The sequence below is a fragment of the Kitasatospora sp. NPDC023176 genome (genome assembly GCF_055560495.1).
In genome coordinates this window covers 121,266-137,613 of the sequence record NZ_JBVHIP010000004.1, presented here as the reverse complement: position 1 = coordinate 137,613, position 16,348 = coordinate 121,266, and the positions used below count along the sequence as shown (strand labels likewise).

11 protein-coding genes and 1 tRNA gene are annotated in these 16,348 nt (G+C 73.6%); 8 read left to right on the top strand and 4 right to left on the bottom strand.

Annotated elements, in window-relative coordinates; translation table 11 throughout:
* Positions 1-69: 69 nt before the first annotated feature.
* The gene (locus ACZ3YL_RS08475; RefSeq protein ID WP_188302462.1) at positions 70-1,164 is read left to right on the top strand and encodes a DUF475 domain-containing protein; all 1,095 of its coding nucleotides are present in this window, start codon (positions 70-72) and stop codon (positions 1,162-1,164) included.
* 113 nt (positions 1,165-1,277) lie between these two features.
* Here ACZ3YL_RS08475 and ACZ3YL_RS08470 read toward each other — a convergent pair whose 3' ends face one another.
* A complete protein-coding gene (locus tag ACZ3YL_RS08470) occupies positions 1,278-2,450 on the bottom strand; it encodes a DUF2637 domain-containing protein (protein ID WP_465656252.1) in 1,173 nt (390 codons plus the stop codon).
* A 396-nt stretch (positions 2,451-2,846) separates the two neighbouring features.
* Between ACZ3YL_RS08470 and ACZ3YL_RS08465 the strand changes: the two genes are divergently transcribed.
* The gene (locus tag ACZ3YL_RS08465) at positions 2,847-3,602 is read left to right on the top strand and encodes a Tellurium resistance (RefSeq protein ID WP_188302460.1); all 756 of its coding nucleotides are present in this window, start codon (positions 2,847-2,849) and stop codon (positions 3,600-3,602) included.
* Positions 3,603-3,738: 136 nt separating this feature from the next.
* Here the strand turns inward: ACZ3YL_RS08465 and ACZ3YL_RS08460 are convergent, their stop codons facing one another.
* A complete protein-coding gene (locus tag ACZ3YL_RS08460) occupies positions 3,739-5,007 on the bottom strand; it encodes a TerD family protein (protein WP_465656251.1) in 1,269 nt (422 codons plus the stop codon).
* Between the two features lie 387 nt (positions 5,008-5,394).
* Here ACZ3YL_RS08460 and ACZ3YL_RS08455 point away from each other — a divergent pair, with 387 nt between their 5' ends.
* The 3 genes from ACZ3YL_RS08455 to ACZ3YL_RS08445 all read left to right on the top strand — a co-directional run bounded on the left by ACZ3YL_RS08455 (position 5,395) and on the right by ACZ3YL_RS08445 (position 10,351).
* Positions 5,395-6,588: an HpcH/HpaI aldolase/citrate lyase family protein gene (locus ACZ3YL_RS08455; protein WP_465656456.1), complete on the top strand. Its 1,194-nt coding sequence runs from the start codon at positions 5,395-5,397 to the stop codon at positions 6,586-6,588.
* A gap of 221 nt (positions 6,589-6,809) precedes the next feature.
* Complete coding sequence (locus tag ACZ3YL_RS08450; RefSeq protein ID WP_465656250.1) at positions 6,810-9,395, top strand: phosphoribosyltransferase; 2,586 nt, start codon at positions 6,810-6,812, stop codon at positions 9,393-9,395.
* Positions 9,396-9,502: 107 nt separating this feature from the next.
* Entirely contained in the window at positions 9,503-10,351 is an 849-nt protein-coding gene (locus tag ACZ3YL_RS08445; RefSeq protein ID WP_465656248.1) for an HAD family hydrolase, read from the top strand.
* A gap of 11 nt (positions 10,352-10,362) precedes the next feature.
* Here ACZ3YL_RS08445 and ACZ3YL_RS08440 read toward each other — a convergent pair whose 3' ends face one another.
* Positions 10,363-10,578, bottom strand: a complete 216-nt coding sequence (locus tag ACZ3YL_RS08440; protein ID WP_188303787.1) for an FmdB family zinc ribbon protein — start codon at positions 10,576-10,578, stop codon at positions 10,363-10,365.
* 32 nt (positions 10,579-10,610) lie between these two features.
* Positions 10,611-11,981: a coiled-coil domain-containing protein gene (locus tag ACZ3YL_RS08435; RefSeq protein WP_317620968.1), complete on the bottom strand. Its 1,371-nt coding sequence runs from the start codon at positions 11,979-11,981 to the stop codon at positions 10,611-10,613.
* 148 nt (positions 11,982-12,129) lie between these two features.
* On the opposite strand from ACZ3YL_RS08435, the gene ACZ3YL_RS08430 reads away from it, so the two are divergent.
* The 3 genes from ACZ3YL_RS08430 to ACZ3YL_RS08420 all read left to right on the top strand — a co-directional run bounded on the left by ACZ3YL_RS08430 (position 12,130) and on the right by ACZ3YL_RS08420 (position 16,030).
* Positions 12,130-12,201 (top strand) — tRNA-Val (locus ACZ3YL_RS08430).
* Positions 12,202-12,629: 428 nt separating this feature from the next.
* Positions 12,630-13,334 (top strand): VIT1/CCC1 transporter family protein, encoded by a 705-nt coding sequence (locus tag ACZ3YL_RS08425; RefSeq protein WP_188303778.1) that lies wholly within the window; start codon positions 12,630-12,632, stop codon positions 13,332-13,334.
* 122 nt (positions 13,335-13,456) lie between these two features.
* On the top strand, positions 13,457-16,030 hold the full coding sequence (locus tag ACZ3YL_RS08420) for an ATP-dependent Clp protease ATP-binding subunit (protein WP_465656454.1): 2,574 nt from the start codon (positions 13,457-13,459) through the stop codon (positions 16,028-16,030).
* The last annotated feature ends 318 nt before the right edge of the window (positions 16,031-16,348 follow it).

Sequence of the window (16,348 nt, the reverse complement as noted above, 5' to 3'; positions counted from 1 at the left end):
CGGCCCGGTCAGGCAGCTCGGGACCAGGCCGCCCCGGCACGGCCAGAACCCGAAAGGTAGCCAACTCCCGTGTTCCTCCGCACATTCGGCTGGTCGTTCGCGATCACCGCACTGGGCCTGATCGCGGCCGGACTGCTCTGGGGAGCCCAAGGCTTCGGCATCGTGCTGATCCTCTCCATCCTGGAGATCTCCCTCTCCTTCGACAACGCGGTGGTCAACGCCACGGTGTTGAAGCGGATGAACCCGTACTGGCAGAAGATCTTCCTGACGGTCGGTGTGCTGATCGCCGTCTTCGGGATGCGCCTGGTCTTCCCGTTGCTGGTCGTGGGTCTCACCGCGAAGCTCAGCCCGGCGACGGTGATCGACCTCGCACTGCACTCCGACAAGACCCACGCCGGCCTCACCTACGGCCAGTACCTGGAGGCCGCCAACCCGGCCATCGCGGCCTTCGGCGGCGTCTTCCTGCTCATGATCTTCCTGGACTTCGTGTTCGAGGAGAAGGAGCACAACTGGCTGAGCTGGCTGGAGCGTCCGCTGGAGAAGGTGGGCAAGCTGGACGCCCTCTCCAGCGTCGTCGCCCTGGTCGCGCTGGTGCTGGCCTCGCGCTTCCTCGCGGCGGAGCACGCCGAAACCGTTCTGCTGGCCGGTGTGCTCGGCCTGATCACCTACCTCGTCGTCAACGGCCTCTCCTCGATCTTCGAATCGGGCCTGGAGGAGGAGGCCGAGCGCGAGGAGGAGGCCGAGAAGTCCGGCAAGTCGGTCGTCCAGGTCGCCGGCAAGGCCGCGTTCTTCCTGTTCCTCTACCTGGAGGTGCTCGACGCGTCGTTCTCCTTCGACGGCGTGGTCGGGGCCTTCGCCATCTCCAACGACATCTTCCAGATCACCCTGGGCCTCGGCATCGGCGCGATGTACATCCGCTCGCTGACCGTCTTCCTGGTTCGCAAGGGCACCCTGGACGACTACGTCTACCTGGAGCACGGCGCGCACTACGCGATCGGCGCGCTGTCGGTGATCCTGCTGGTCGGGATCAAGTACCACATCCCGGAGATCGTCACCGGCCTGATCGGCGTCGCCTTCATCGGGCTGGCCCTGGCCTCCTCGATGGTCCGCAACAAGCGCGAGGGTGCGTCGGAGGACAAGGAACTGGTCGGCACCGGCCAGTAGCGCGGTGCCGCTGACGTGAACGGCCGCCCCCGGGGTTCCAGGGGCGGCCGTTCGCGTTGCTCCTGCGGTGCCGGGCCAGTGCCGGGTCGGAGCCGGCCGGGTGCTGCCGGGGGTCAGCCCAGCTGCTGCTCGATCGCGCGCAGCTTGCGCTCCAGCGAGTCCAGCTTCGGCATCGACAGGGTGTCGTCGTCGGCCGTCAGGTCGATGGTCGAGCTGCGGTAGGACGAGGTCGAGCCGGTGGCCGAGGAGGAGTAGGACGAGCCGGTGGCCGAGGAGGAGTAGGACGAGCCGACGGCGGCGCGGGCGCGTCCGGCGTCCAGGGCGGACCGCTCCTGCGGGCTGGTCGAGGCGGACGAGCCGTACGAAGTCGTCGAGAGGTACGGGTCGTGCGCGGTCGAGGCGGCGTGGTCGCTCTCGGGGGCTAGGGCAGGCTCCGTAGCGCTCGGGCCGTCGCCGGCCGCCGTGAGCGCGGGCACCTGACGCCCGCCGCGGGCCCGGGCGAGCATGCCGCCCTGGCGGGAGATGGCCTTCAGCTCGGCCCGCTCGCGGCGGTCGGCGGAACGGGCGCGCACCTTGGCGTCCATCTTCGCCTGGCGCTCCTCGCGCACCTCCTCGACCGCCTCGTCCAGGCTGCGGACGTTCTCCAGCAGCATCAGCGACCAGGCCGCGTAGGTCTCGCGCGGGGCGCGCAGCCAGCGGACGATGCGGATCTGCGGCAGCGGACGCGGCACCAGGCCCTGCTCGCGCAGCGCGGCCTTGCGGGTCTGCTTCAGCGCCCGGTCGAACAGGATCGCCGCCGAGATCGACATGCCGGAGAAGAACTGCGGGGCGCCGGCGTGGCCCATGCCGCGCGGGGCGTGCACCCAGTTGAACCAGGCCGAGGCGATCGCGAACACCCAGACCAGCAGGCGGGAACCGAGCGCGGCGTCACCGTGGCTGGCCTCGCGGACGGCGAGCACCGAGCAGAACATCGCGGCGCCGTCCAGGCCGAACGGGACGAGGTACTCCCAGCCGTTGGACAGGCCCAGGTTCTCGATGCCGAAGCCCACCAGGCCGTGGAACGACAGCGCGGCGGCCACGCCGGCACAGCAGAACAGCAGGGTGTACGAGGAGATGCCGTAGATCATCTCCTTGCGGCGGCGGCGCTCCTCGCTGCGCTCCCAGGAGTCGCCGGACTCGTCCTTCTTCGAGCTCTTGAATCGCAGCGTCGCCATCAGGACGGAGACGAACAGCAGGGCTGCGCCGCCGATGACGGTCCAGACCAGCTGTATGGAGGTCAGGTTCATTGCGGGTCGGGCCTCGGGTTTCCGCAGGGGACGGGTTTTCACGGTGCGACACGGGTGATCAGGTCCCGCGGGGCGGGAATCGCCTGACGGTTCGTTCGTCGCCGCACGGCGTGCCCGCCGTGCCCGCGCAGGGGCGGACGGGACACCTGTGCGGCTAGACGATATCGCGTCCGAAGGGGCGGCATGTTACGGGAGGGCGGCTTCCACGGGCCAATCGACCCACCGGTTCGCGTCACGGGTGGGCGTCACGGGTGGGCGTGAACGGCCGGGCGGGGTAGGGAAAGGGAAGTCCGGGTATCCGTCGGCCGGGTCGATGCCCGATCATGGACCGGCGGATCGTCAGATGGCCGGACCCGATCGTCGGATCGCCGGGCGGAGGCAGGGGGAGAGGACTGGATGGTCTCGATCTGGGAGTACCTGCGCGGGGACAGGAGCTACACCTTCGACAACCCGGGCGCACAGCACAAGGTCACGCTCACCAAGTCGGCGCCGCAGCACGCGATCACCGGCTCCGCCGCCACCACCGGCTACCTCTACGTCAACCTGCACTGGACCACGCGCTCCGGCGCCTCCCGGCCCAGCACCCGGGACACCGTCAAGCGGTTCTTCAGCCCGCGGATCCTCTCCCCGCTGGAGCCGGACTCGCCGGGGAGCAACGAGCAGGTGAACGTCGACCTCGACCTGGCCTGCATGTACGAACTCTCCGACGGCACCAGGGGCGTGGTGCAGCCGCTCGGTGAACTCTTCGGAGACCTGCGGGAACCGCCGTTCATCAAGCTCAGCGGCGACGACCAGTACGGGGCGCCCTCCGGCGAGACGATGTACGTCAACCTGGAGAAGAAGGACAAGTTCAAGCGGCTGCTGATCTTCGTCTACATCTACGACGGCACCCCGGCCTTCGAACAGACCCACGCGGTGATAACGATCGTGCCGCAGACCGGGCCGCGGATCGAGATCAAGCTGGACGAACGGGCCCGGGCGGCGCGCTCCTGCGCGGTGGTGCTGATCGAGAACAGCGGGGACAACCAGCTGACGGTGCGCCGCGAGGTGCGCTACGTCAACGGGTTCCAGGCGGACATCGACCGGCTGTACGGGTTCGGGATGCAGTGGCAGCGGGGGTACAAGGGGCAGCAGCCGGGGGGCCGGGACTGAGGCCCTTCGGCCGCGGTGCCTGGCGGGCGGGGCAGTGAGGCTCCCCGTCGGCGGTCCGCGGTGCTTCCCCGGGTGGGGCCGTAGTTGCTCTGCCGACGGGGCCGCGTCGTTCGGTGCGGCGGCCCCGCCGGGTGGCTCAGTGGGGCTGGAACTGCGGGCCCTGCGGGGGCAGCGCGAACTCCTCGCCGGCCGCCTCCGGGGGCTGCGGCGGGACGGGCGGCTGCTGGCCGGTGCCGGGCTGCTGGTGCTGCGGGTAGCCGTAGCCGCCGGGGTGCTGCTGGGCGGGGACGGCCTGGGGGTGCTGGGGGTAGCCGTACCCCGTGCCCGGCTGGCCGCCCGGCTGCTGCTGCGGCGGGTACGGCTGGTTGGGCTGGGGGTAGCCGTAGCCGGTCGCGGGCTGCTGCTGCGGGTAGCCGTACCCTGTGCCGGGCTGCTGCTGGGGGTAGCCGTAGCCGCCGGGCTGCTGGACGCCCGGGTGGTGGGCCGGCGGTGCGGGCGGGGCCGGCGGGACGTTCGGGGGCGCGCTGGGCGGGGCCGCCGGCGGGGGTGTCATGGTCGGCGGGGTCGCGGGCGGTGCCGGGGGCCGGGACGGCGGGGGCGGGGTCGGCGGTGCGGCGGGCAGCTGGGCCGCCGGGCCGTTCGCGGCGGCCGGGTTCGTGGCCGGGGCCGGGGTGGCGGTGGGCTGCGCCGGGGGCTGGGCCTGCGGGACGGCCGGGGTCAGGGTGAAGGTGCCGGGCTCGGGCCGGGCCTCGGAGCGCGGGTCGGGCAGCGGGGTGGCGCGCGGGTCGACCGCGCCGGCGGGGGTGGCGGTGGACGCCGGCGCGGGCGGCGGGGTCTGGGCGGCCTGGTCCTGCGCCTCGTCGTCCACGGTGATGCCGAAGTCGGTGGCCAGGCCGATCAGTCCCGAGGTGTAGCCCTGGCCGATCGCCCGGAACTTCCAGGAGCCGCTGCGCCGGTAGAGCTCGCCCGCGACGAGGGCGGAGACGCTCTCGGCGTCCACGATCGCGAACTCGGCGAGCGGGACGGCCCCTTCACCGGTCGCGGCGTCGAACAGCAGCAGCCGCAGTCCGGGCACGGCACGGAACGGGCCGCCCTCGGAGGAACCGGCCAGCACCACCCGGTCCACCCCGGCGGGCAGCTTGGCGAGTTCGACCTCGATGGTGTCGATGATCTCGGCGCCGCCGGAGGTGTGCTGCTTGGGCAGGTGGCGCACCAGCCCGGAGGGGTGGCGCGGCTGGTTGTAGAAGACGAAGTCGGCGTCCGAACGGACCCTGCCGTTGGCGCCGAGCAGCAGCGCGGACGCGTCCACGTCCGGCGCACCGGGCGTGGCGCTCCAGCGCAGCACGGCGCGGACCGCCGCCGCCGGCAGTGCGATGTTGGCGCCCTTGGCCATCACGTGCGTCATAGCGGACCATCCTGCCTGTTCGCCACCCCTTCGGACAACGTGACCGGGACCGTCGGCGTGGGGGCGGACTTTGCCAAGACTTGCGCCGGATCGAGGTTTGCGGGCGTCCTCCCCTCGACCGTCGGGTGATCGGTCCGGGGGCGTGCCGGGGCGGGCCGGGCGCCGGCGGGCGGCGGTGGGAGTCGGACCGGGCTCGCGCGGGATGTTCCGTGAGTTCAGTGCCCCGGCGCCGGGAACGGCCGGAATCCGTCCGTACGATGGACGTTCGAACAGGCCCCCGGGGGCCTGTTCGAGGGGAGTCCGTCGGCGGTGCGTGCAGGTGAAACCGCTGGCCGGAGGCTGTCCGTCCCGCCGTCCGTCCCGCCGTCCACCCCCGAGGAGAGCACCGTGCGCCATTTCGGCCACCTCGCCGACGACGTCCGCGCCCGGCTGTTCCTGGAGCAGCCGCGGACGTTCACCGCGCGGAGCGAGCCGGCGGTGCTCGCCACCGCCCTCGGCGGCACCCTCTACAGCCCCGCCACCAGGCCCGCGCTGGCGGCCGACATCCGGAAACAGGCGGCGCGCGGTGTGGTGTCGATGGTGCTCTGCCTGGAGGACGCGATCGCCGACCACGAGGTGGGCGCGGGCGAGCGGAACCTGGTCGAACAGCTGACAGACCTGGTCAATGATTTCACCGACCACACACAGGATCATCCACTTCTCTTCATCAGGGTTCGCGCCGCCGAGCAGATCCCCGACCTGGCCGAACGGCTCGGCCCGGCCGTCGGGCTGCTGAGCGGCTTCGTGCTGCCCAAGTTCACCCCGCGCAGCGGCGCCGGCTACCTGGCCGCCCTCGCCGCCGCCGAGGCCGCCACCGGGCGGCGACTGTTCGCCATGCCCGTCCTGGAATCACCCGAACTCGCCCACCTGGAGACCAGGCGCGACCAGCTCTTCGGCATCGCCGACCTGCTCGCCGGCCACCGCGAACGGGTGCTCGCCGTCCGGCTCGGCGTCACCGACCTGTGCTCCGCCTACGGGCTGCGGCGCTCGCCCGACCTCACCGCCTACGACGTGGCGCTGGTCGCAGCCGTGATCGGGGACGTGGTCAACGTGCTCGGCCGGGCCGACGGCACCGGGTACACGGTGACCGGACCGGTCTGGGAGTACTTCCCGGTGCAGGAGCGGATGTTCAAGCCACAGCTGCGGCGCACCCCGTTCGCCGCGACCGCCGGCACCGCCCGGGCCACCGGCGAGGAGGTCCGCCGTCGGATCATCGAACACGACCTGGACGGGCTCATCCGCGAGGTCGAACTCGACCGCGCCAACGGACTGTTGGGCAAGACCTGCATCCACCCCGGCCATGTCCCCGCCGTGCACGCCCTCTCCGTGGTCACCCACGAGGAGTACTGCGACGCCCGCGACATCCTCCGGCAGGAGCGGGGCGGCGGCGGGGTACTCCGCTCGGCGTACACGAACAAGATGAACGAGGCTCGGCCGCACCGCGCCTGGGCGGAGCGGGTGCTGCTGCGGGCGGAGGTGTTCGGCGTCGCCCGGGAGGACGTGAGCTTCGCGGAGCTGCTGTCCGCCTGCCTGTGCGGCTGACGCCCGGCCGGGCTCTGGGCGGCCTCCGGCCGACTTTCTGGCCGACCCTCTGGTCGAGCTCCGGGCGACCTCCGGCCGACACGTGTGATCCGACCGACCAGCACCACCGACCAGCACCACCGAAGGCGGGACCAGCAGTGATGAGAGCGGAACAGCGGCGGACCGGCGCGGAGCAGGGTGCGCGGGGCGGCGGGTCGGAGGGCGCGCGGGCCGGTGCGTCAGTGGATGCACGGGCCGGTGCGTCGGAGGGTGCGCGGGCCGGTGCGTCGGAGGGTGCGTGGACCGGGAGCTGGGTCGCCGAGCGGGCCGGGATCGCGCTGACCGGATCGGAGCGCCTGCCCGAACTCGTCGGTTTGGCCCTGCGATCCGGCAATCCCAAGCGCGCCCACCTGCTGGTCTCCAGCGTGCTCGGCAAGCACGTCCCGCAGCGGCCCGCCGTGGTGCACGGCACCGGAGTCGAACTCGGCCGCCGGGTCCGCGCGCTGCTCGGCCCCGAGGCGGCCGCCCGGGCCGTCGTGCTCGGCTACGCGGAGACCGCCACCGGCCTGGGCCACAGCGTCGCCGACGGCCTCGACGCGGCCTGTCTCCACTCCACCCGCCGCCCCGTCCCCGGCGTGCCCCCGCTCGGCGGCTTCGAGGAGGAGCACTCCCACGCCACCGGGCACCTGCTGCTCCCCGCCGACCCCGAACTCCTTTCCGGTGGCGGGCCGTTGGTGCTGGTGGACGACGAACTCTCGACCGGCCGTACCGTCCTCAACACCATCCGCGAACTGCACGGCCGCCACCCGCGCGAGCACTATGTGGTGGTCGCGCTGGTCGACCTGCGCTCGGCCGACGACCGGCGCCGGCTCGCCGGGGCCGCCGCCGAACTCGGCGTCCGGCTGGACGTGGTGGCCACCGCGAGCGGCGGCGTCGACCTGCCCGAGGACATCGTGGCCAGGGCCGAGCGGCTGATCGCCTCGGTGCCCCCGGCCGCGCTGCCCCCGGCCGTCGAGCCCGCCCCGCTGGTCCGGGTCGAGCTGGACTGGCCCGCCGGACTGCCGGACGGCGGGCGGCACGGCTTCACCGCGCAGGACCGGGAGCGGCTCGACGCCGTACTGCCCGCGCTGGCCGGGCAGTTGGCGACGGCGTTGGAGGCGTCGACGTTGGAGGCGTCGGCGCTGGGGGCAACGGCGCTGGGGGCAACGGCGTTGGAGACGACGGCTTTGCGCGAGGGCAAGGAGGCGTCGGCGTTGCGCGAGGGCGGGGAAGTGGCGGCCGGGGCGGCGGAGCGGGTGCTGGTGCTCGGCTTCGAGGAGCTGATGTACGCCCCGCTGCGGCTGGCCGAGGCGCTCGCCCAGCGGCTCGGCGGCGACCGCGTCCGCTACTCCACCACCACCCGCTCGCCCGTCCTCGCCGTGGACGACCCCGGCTACGCCATCCGTACCCGGCTGGCCTTCCCGGCCCACGACGATCCGCAGGACGGCGCCTCGCGCGAGCGCTACGTCTACAACGTCGCCCCCGGCGCGGACGGTACCCGCCGCTTCGACGCCGTGGTGCTGGTGGTGGACGACGTAGCCGACACCCCGGCCCTACACCAGGGGGAGTACGCGCTGCTGCGTCAGCTGCGGCAGGTCACCGACCGGGTGGTCCTCGCGGTGCTGCCCTCGCACCGGCCGGCACTGCCCACCCCGCTGTACGGGCCGGAGTTCTCCTCGTACCGCAGGGAGGACGTGGCCTGGCTGCTCAAGGACCTCTCCGAGGTGGCGCTCGAAGCCCCCACCGAGGAGCGCGAGGAGGCCGTCCAGCAGGGCGGCGCGCACTACGCCGAATCGCTGCCGGTCGAGTACCGGCCCAGCCCCGACTACCAGGAGCTGTTCCACCAGGCGCTGCGCGGCTCCGCCCGCCGGATCGCCCTCGCCGTCGGCACCGTCGCCGAGACCCTGCTGCGCGAGCGCGGGCCCGGGCTGGTGCTCGCCTCGCTGGCCCGGGCCGGAACGCCGGTCGGCATCCTGGTCCGCCGCTGGCTGGCCTTCGCCCACGGTCTGGACGTGCCGCACTACGCGGTGTCGATCGTCCGCGGCCGGGGCATCGACCAGGTCGCCCTGCGCTACCTGGCGGCCCACCACCCGGCGGCGGACGTGGTGTTCGTGGACGGCTGGACCGGCAAGGGCGCGATCACCCGCGAACTCACCGACGCGCTGGCCGGCACCGCCTTCACACCGGACCTCGCGGTGCTCGCCGACCCCGGCCGCTGCGTCCGCACCTACGGCACCCGGGACGACTTCCTGATCCCCTCCGCCTGCCTCAACTCCACGGTGTCCGGGCTGGTTTCACGCACGGTACTGCGCGCCGGACTGATCGGCCCCGGAGACTTCCACGGAGCCAAGCACTACGCCGAACTCGCGGGCGGCGACGTGTCGGAGGCCTTCCTGGCCACGGTCGCCGACTGCTTCGGCGACGTCCGCGCCCACGCCGTCGAGGAAGCCGCACGGCTGGCCGCCGACCCGGACCGCACCCCCGACTGGGCCGGCTGGGCCGCCGTCGAGCGGATCAGCGCCGAGTACGGGATCGACGACGTCAACCTGGTGAAGCCCGGCGTCGGCGAGACCACCCGGGTGCTGCTGCGCCGGGTGCCCTGGCGGGTACTGGCCCGGCGCGGCGCCGGAGCCGACCTCGGCCACGTGCGGCTGCTCGCCGCGCAGCGCGGCGTTCCGGTCGAGGAGGTGGACGGACTGCCGTACAGCTGCGTGGGCCTCATCCACCCCCGCTACAGTCGGGGCGCGACGGGGGCGAGCGGGCGGGCCGTGACGGGGAGGGAGTCCTGATGGCCGACGGGGTCGGGGCGATGGGTGTGTCCGGAGCGATCGGTGCGATGGGTGCGTCCGGGGCGGCCGGTACGGCTGGTTCTGCCGGCGCCGCCAGTGCCGCCGGTATGGCTGGTACGGCTGGTGTGCTGGTGGCGAGCGACCTGGACCGTACGCTCATCTACTCGGACCGGGCCCTGGCACTGGACGGCCCGGACCACCGCGCGCCGCGGCTGCTCTGCGTCGAGGTGCTGGGCGGGCGGCCGCTGTCCTTCCTGACCGAGCGGGCCGCCGCGCTGCTCGCCGACCTGGGCCGGGAAGCCCGCTTCGTACCCGCCACCACCCGGACCGTCGAGCAGTACCGGCGGGTCAACCTGCCCGGCCCACAGCCGACTTACGCGATCTGCGCGAACGGCGGGCAACTGCTGGTGGACGGCGAGCCGGACCACGACTGGCGCCACGAGATCACCACCCGGATCGCGGCCGGCTCGGCGCCGCTCGCCGAGGTGGTGCGCCAGCTCGCACTCTGCGCCGACCCGGAGTGGACCCGCAAGCGGCGGATCGCCGACGAGCAGTTCGCCTACCTCGTCGTCGAACGCGACCGGCTGCCGGACGGCTGGCTCACCGAGCTGACCGGCTGGTGCGCCGAACGCGGCTGGCGGGTCTCGCTGCAGGGCCGCAAGGTGTACGCCGTGCCGCAGCCGCTCACCAAGAGCGCCGCGCTCGCCGAGGCCGTCCGGCGCAGCGGCGCGGGCACTGTCCTGGCGGCCGGGGACTCGCTGCTCGACGCCGACCTGCTGCTCGCCGCCGACGCCGGATGGCGCCCCGGGCACGGCGAACTCGCCGACAGCGGATGGGCCGCCCCCGGCGTCACCGCCCTCGCCGAGACGGGGGTGGCGGCGGGGGAGGAGATCGTCCGTCGGTTCCTGGCGGTCGCGCGCGGCGGGTCGTCGGCGGGGCTGCCGGCGGTGGGTTAGCCGTCGGTGGGTTAGCCGCAGCACCCGCCGCCGCAGCAGCCCCCGCCCCCGCCCGGGGCCTGCTGCGGGGCGCCGCCGGCCGCGCCGGTCACGGCGACGGTGGACAGCAGCTTCACCGCGTCCGGGTGCCCCTGCGGGCAGACGGCGGGGTCGTTGGCCTGCGCCATCGGGCGGCGGAGCTCGAAGGTGGCGCCGCAGGAGCGGCAGCGGAAGTCGTAGCGTGGCATACCCGCAGAGTACCGATGCTCGGTCCGCACCGTCACCGGTGGCCGAGATCGCCGCGGATCATGCCGATCACCCGCGCCGCCGCGTCCCGCACCGCCGCCAGCTCGGTCAGGAAGAACCAGTAGTCGGGGTGTCGGCCCGCCGCCTGGAGGGTCGCCACCGCGCGGTCCAGCCGGGCCACCGCCTCGTCCAGCGGGGCGGCGTGCCGCGGATCCGGCGCACTGCGGCCCGCCATCGCCAGGCGCTGGGCGTCCCGTACGGCGAAACGGGCGCGCTCGACCTCCCGGTTCGGATCGTGCTGCACCTCGTTCAACTGCCGCAGCCGCTCGTTCACGGCCACCACCGAACCGTCCGCGGTGTCCAGCAGCGCGCGGACGGTGCCGATCGCCGCCGTCGCGTCCGCCCAGCGCTGCTCGTCCCGCGCCCGGGACGCCTCCGCGAGCTTGCCCTCGGCGGCCCGGCCGGCCTCGGCGACCTGCTCGGGCACCCGCTGGAGGTCCTGCCAGCAGGCGGTGCTGAACCGGCGGCGCAGCTCGCTCAGCGCTGGATCCACCGTCCCGGCCTTGGTCTCCAGCGCCTGGATCCGGGTCCGCAGACTCGACACCCGCCGGTCCAGCTCCCGCGCCCGCTCGGGCAACTGCGCGGCATCGGCGGTGATCGCCTCCGCCCGCAGCCGCACGTCGTCGGCACGCCGCAGCGTCGCCGCCACCCCGTGCCGCGCCGCGCCCTCGTTCAACCGCCCCAACTCGGGCGCCAACTCGGCCAGCCGGGCCGCCAGATCGTCGGCCCGCAGGCCCGCGCCGCGCACCTCGTCCAGCGTGGTCGTCGCCCGCAGCAATGCGCGCTTTGCCTGCTCCACGGCCGGGGTGACCCGCATCAGCTGCTGCTCGGCGTGCTGCAGGGTCGGCTGGAGACGGCCCAGGAAGTCGGTCAGCTCGGCGCGGGCCGAACGGAGCTGGCCCTGCACGTCCGCCAGCAGACGCCGGGCCTGGGCCACCGAACCGGCGTCCAGCGCCTCGTCGTCCAGATTGTGGGCGTCCAGCGCGGCCAGGTAGTTCACCGTGACCTGCTCGACCCGGCCGGAGATCGCCGGCAACTCGGCCAGCACCCGCTGCGCCGCCGCGCCCTCCTCCGCCGCCCGGACGGTCTCCACCGCCAACTGCAGCTCGCGCTGCGTCTCCTCCAGCTCGTAGAACGCCTCCTGCGCGGCGGCCCGCGCCTCCCGCGCCTCCGCCCGCACCCCGTCCCCGGCACCCCGCCGACCCCACCAGCCACCACTGCCCGCCGACGCCAGCGCGACCGCCCCCAACGCACCCGCCAGCACCACCGGCACCACCAGCGCGTCGCCCAGCGCACTCCCCGCCCGACGCCGCCCCCGCCGCCCGCTCCCGCCGGCCACCGCCACTGCGCGCTCCCTGCTCCGACCCGCTGATCCGCGCCCATTCTCCCCGATCCCCCCGCCCCACGGGGACCCCGGGGCTCGCCCCACACCACACCACCCCGCCGGACCAGGTACCCTAGGCTCTCGTCGTGCGCCCACCGGCCACGAACGGGGGCGCGTAGCTCAGTGGTAGAGCGCTGCTCTTACAAAGCAGATGTCGGCGGTTCGAAACCGTCCGCGCCCACCCCGTGAACAGTTGAGAACGCCCACTGCGGCCCAGGTCAGGATCATGATCCCGACTTGGGCCGCAGTCGTTTTCGCTGTCTCGACACAGCCTCGGATGGCCTCGGTGCAGTCTCGGCGCAGAAGTCGATCTCCCATACTTCTCCTCAATGGTCATAGGGGAACCTGCGGGCCCCCGCCCCTGTCGGTGGACGGCGGGCGGTCGTCACCGCCGGCCTCCTGCCGCGGGGGCGGTGATCTTGCGTGGTGGGAGAGGTGGGTGGCTGCCCGGGCGTTCGACGCAGTGGTGTGAGGTGGACGGTGTGATCCGGTTCCTCGACGGGGCCGGGGCGGCGACGTTGGAGCGGGTGGCGGTGGCGGTGGCGGTGGCGGGGGCGGCGGGCGAGGATCGGGGGGACCGTACGGACCCCTGAGAGCGGTGTGGCGCGGATGGCGGAGCAGACGGGGGAGAGCCGGGCGGAGCTGTCGGCGCGGCTGAACTGGCTGCGGGCGGCCGTGCTGGGCGCGAACGACGGGGTGGTGTCCACCGCAGGGATCGTGACCGGAGTGGCGGGCGCGGCTGGGTCCCGTACCGCGCTGCTGGCGGCGGGGGTGGCCGGGCTGCTGGCCGGGGCGATGTCGATGGCAGCCGGCGAGTACGTCTCGGTCAGCACCCAACGGGACACCGAGCGGGCGGCGTTGGCGAAGGAGCGGCGCGAGCTGGCGGACGATCCGGAGGGGGAGCTCGACGAACTGACCGACTACTACCGGGACAGCGGGCTGACCGACGGGCTGGCCCGGGAGGTGGCGACGGCGCTGACCGCGCAGGACGCGCTGGCGGCCCACGCGCAGACCGAACTCGGCATCGACCCGGAGGCGTTGACCAATCCGTGGCAGGCGGCGCTGGCCAGTGCGGCCGCGTTCACGCTGGGCGCGCTGGTGCCGCTGCTGGCGGTCATGCTGCCGCCGGAGTCCTGGCGGCTGGGGGTGACGGTGGTCGCGGTGGTGTTGGCGCTGACCCTGTCGGGCTGGACGAGTGCCCGGTTGGGCGGGGCCGGGCCGGGGCGGGCGGTGTCGCGCAACGTCGTGGGCGGGCTGCTGGCGATGGCGGTGACGTACAGCGGCGGTGTGGTGCTGGAGCAGTTCACCGGTTGAGCGGGCGGGGTCCCGGGAGGCCGGAGGGCCGGCGCGCTCCGGACGGTTCGCCCGGGAGGCGGGCGCACGCGCGCTGTGTTTGTGTGGCTGCAAACCGCTTGGAGAGGTGAACCTCCGTGACCATGCCCCCGTTCGGATCGAACGACCCGTTCTCCGACCTGCTCAGCCGGTTCTTCGGGATGAGCCCACTGGCCTCCCCGCCCGCCGTACAGCGGGTGCCGATCGGGCGGTTGCTGAGCGAGTCCTCCCAGGAGTTGTTGGGGCTCGCCGCGCAGCGCGCGGCCGAGGACGGCAGCAGTGACCTCGACACCGCGCACCTGACCTGGGCGGCCACCCGGGTGGAGCCCTCGCGGCGGATGCTGGAGCGGGCGGGCATCGACCCGGACCGGCTGTCCGGGGACCTGGAGCACGCGTTGCCCGTCGGCAACCCGGAGTCGCTGGATGGGAAGCCCGCGCTGACCCCCTCGGCCAAGCGCGCGCTGCTCGCCGCGCACGCCCGTTCGCAGGCGGCCGGTGCCTCGTACATCGGCCCGGAGCACATCCTCGGTGCGCTGCTGGAGCAGGAGCGGTCCGGCGCCGGCACGGCGCTGCGCAACGCGGCGCCCTCGCAGGAGGCGCTGAAGTCGGTGCTGGACGGGCGCGGTACCGGTGGCGAGCGCGGCAGTTCGGGCGCCCACCCGAGCGAGACGCCGACGCTGGACGAGTACGGCCAGGACCTCACCGAGGCGGCGCGCGGTGGCCGGCTGGACCCGGTGGTGGGGCGGGCCGAGGAGATCGAGCAGACCGTGGAGATCCTCTCCCGGCGGACCAAGAACAACCCGGTGCTGATCGGTGAGCCGGGCGTCGGCAAGACCGCGATCGTCGAGGGGCTGGCGCAGCGGATCGTCTCCGGGGACGTGCCGCAGAGTCTCAAGGACAAGCGGGTGGTCGCCCTGGACCTGACCGCCCTGGTGGCCGGGTCCAAGTACCGGGGCGAGTTCGAGGAGCGGCTGAAGAGCGTGATCGACGAGGTCACGGCGGCCGAGAAGGGCGTGATCCTGTTCCTGGACGAGCTGCACACCGTGGTCGGCGCGGGGGGTGGCGGCGAGGGTTCGATGGACGCCGGCAACATCCTCAAACCGGCCCTGGCGCGCGGCGAGTTGAGCGTGGTGGGCGCGACCACGCTGGACGAGTACCGCAGGCACGTGGAGAAGGACGCCGCGCTGGAGCGCCGCTTCCAGCCGGTGCTGGTGCCGGAGCCGAGCGTCGAGGAGACGGTCGAGATCCTCCGCGGGCTGCGCGACGCGTACGAGGCGCACCACCAGGTGCGGTTCAGTGACGAGGCGCTGGACGCGGCGGCGACGCTCTCCGACCGGTACGTCAGCGACCGCTTCCTGCCCGACAAGGCGATCGACCTGCTGGACCAGGCCGGCGCCCGGGTGCGGCTGCGCAGCCTCAGCGGCTCCACCGCGGCGACCTCGGTGCAGGACCGGATCACCAAGCTGAAGCGGGAGTTGGACGAGGCCGTGGCGGACGAGGAGTTCGTGCGGGCCGCCAACCTGAAGACCGAGCTGCGGCAGACCGAGGAGGAGCTGGCGGCGATCGCGGAGTCCCGCGAGGAGGTCGTCGAGGTGACCGCCGACGACATCGCGCAGGTGCTGTCCTCCCGGACCGGCATCCCGGTCGCGGAGCTGAACGCGACCGAGAAGGAGCGGCTGCTCAAGCTGGAGGACCACCTGCACCAGAAAGTGATCGGCCAGGACGAGGCGGTCACCGCCGTCGCCCAGGCGGTGCGCCGCGGCCGGGCCGGGATGGGCGACCCGGACCGGCCGACCGGCTCCTTCCTCTTCCTCGGGCCGACCGGCGTCGGCAAGACCGAGCTGGCCAAGGCGCTGGCGGCGCTGCTGTTCGGCGACCCGGACCGGATGATCCGCTTCGACATGAGCGAGTTCCAGGAGAAGCACACCGTCTCCCGGCTGGTCGGCTCCCCGCCCGGGTACGTCGGCTACGAGGAGGCGGGGCAGCTGACCGAGGCGGTGCGCCGCAAGCCGTACAGCGTGCTGCTCTTCGACGAGGTGGAGAAGGCGCACCCGGACATCTTCAACCTGCTGCTCCAGGTGTTGGACGACGGGCGGCTCACCGACTCCCAGGGGCGTACGGTCGACTTCCGCAACACCGTGGTGATCATGACCAGCAACATCGGGTCGCAGCGGATCCTGGAGCGCGCGGGCAACGTCGACGCCCGGAGCGGAGCTCCTGACCAGGCACTGAGGGACGACCTGATGCGGGACCTGCGCCAGCAGTTCCGGCCGGAGTTCCTCAACCGGATCGACGAGGTGATCGTCTTCCACGCGCTCACCCGGAAGGACCTGCTGTCGGTGGTCGACCTGCTGCTGGAGCGCACCCGGCGGCGGCTGCGGGCCCAGGACGTGCGGCTGGAGGTCACCGAGGCGGCCAAGGAGTACCTGGTCAACCGCGGCTACCAGCCGGAGTTCGGGGCCCGGCCGCTGCGCCGGACGATCCAGTCGGAGCTGGACAACCGGATCTCCAACCTGCTGTTGGACGGTTCCGTGCGGGAGGGGGACACGTTGCTCGCGGACGTCCGTGAAGGGGAGCTGGTGGTGACGCTGAAGCGGCCGGCGGAGGCGTCGGTGTCCCACGGGGAGGCGGAGGAGGCGGCGCAGGCGGCCGGGGCCGCGGTCGGCGCCGAGGGCTGAGCGTCGTCGGCGGGGTGGACGGCAGGGTTGTCGGCGGGGTGGCCGAGGGCGTGACGGGTGCGGGCGTACTCCAGCGGGAGTACGCCCGAACGCCACTGGTGGAGGACGCGTGGGGGCGCGGCGCGGGTCTAGCCTTCCGGGCATGATGCCGCCCACGTCCCAGCCCCCGGAGCCGTCGGGCCCGCCGTCCGCTGCGAGGCCCCCGGCGACGTCCGCTGCGCCGTCCGCTGCGACGCCCCCGGCGCCGGAGCCGCCGCCCGGGCCGTGGCGCCCACCGTGGGCGCGGTCGGGTCGGTCGGGTCGGTCGGCGCGGTCGGG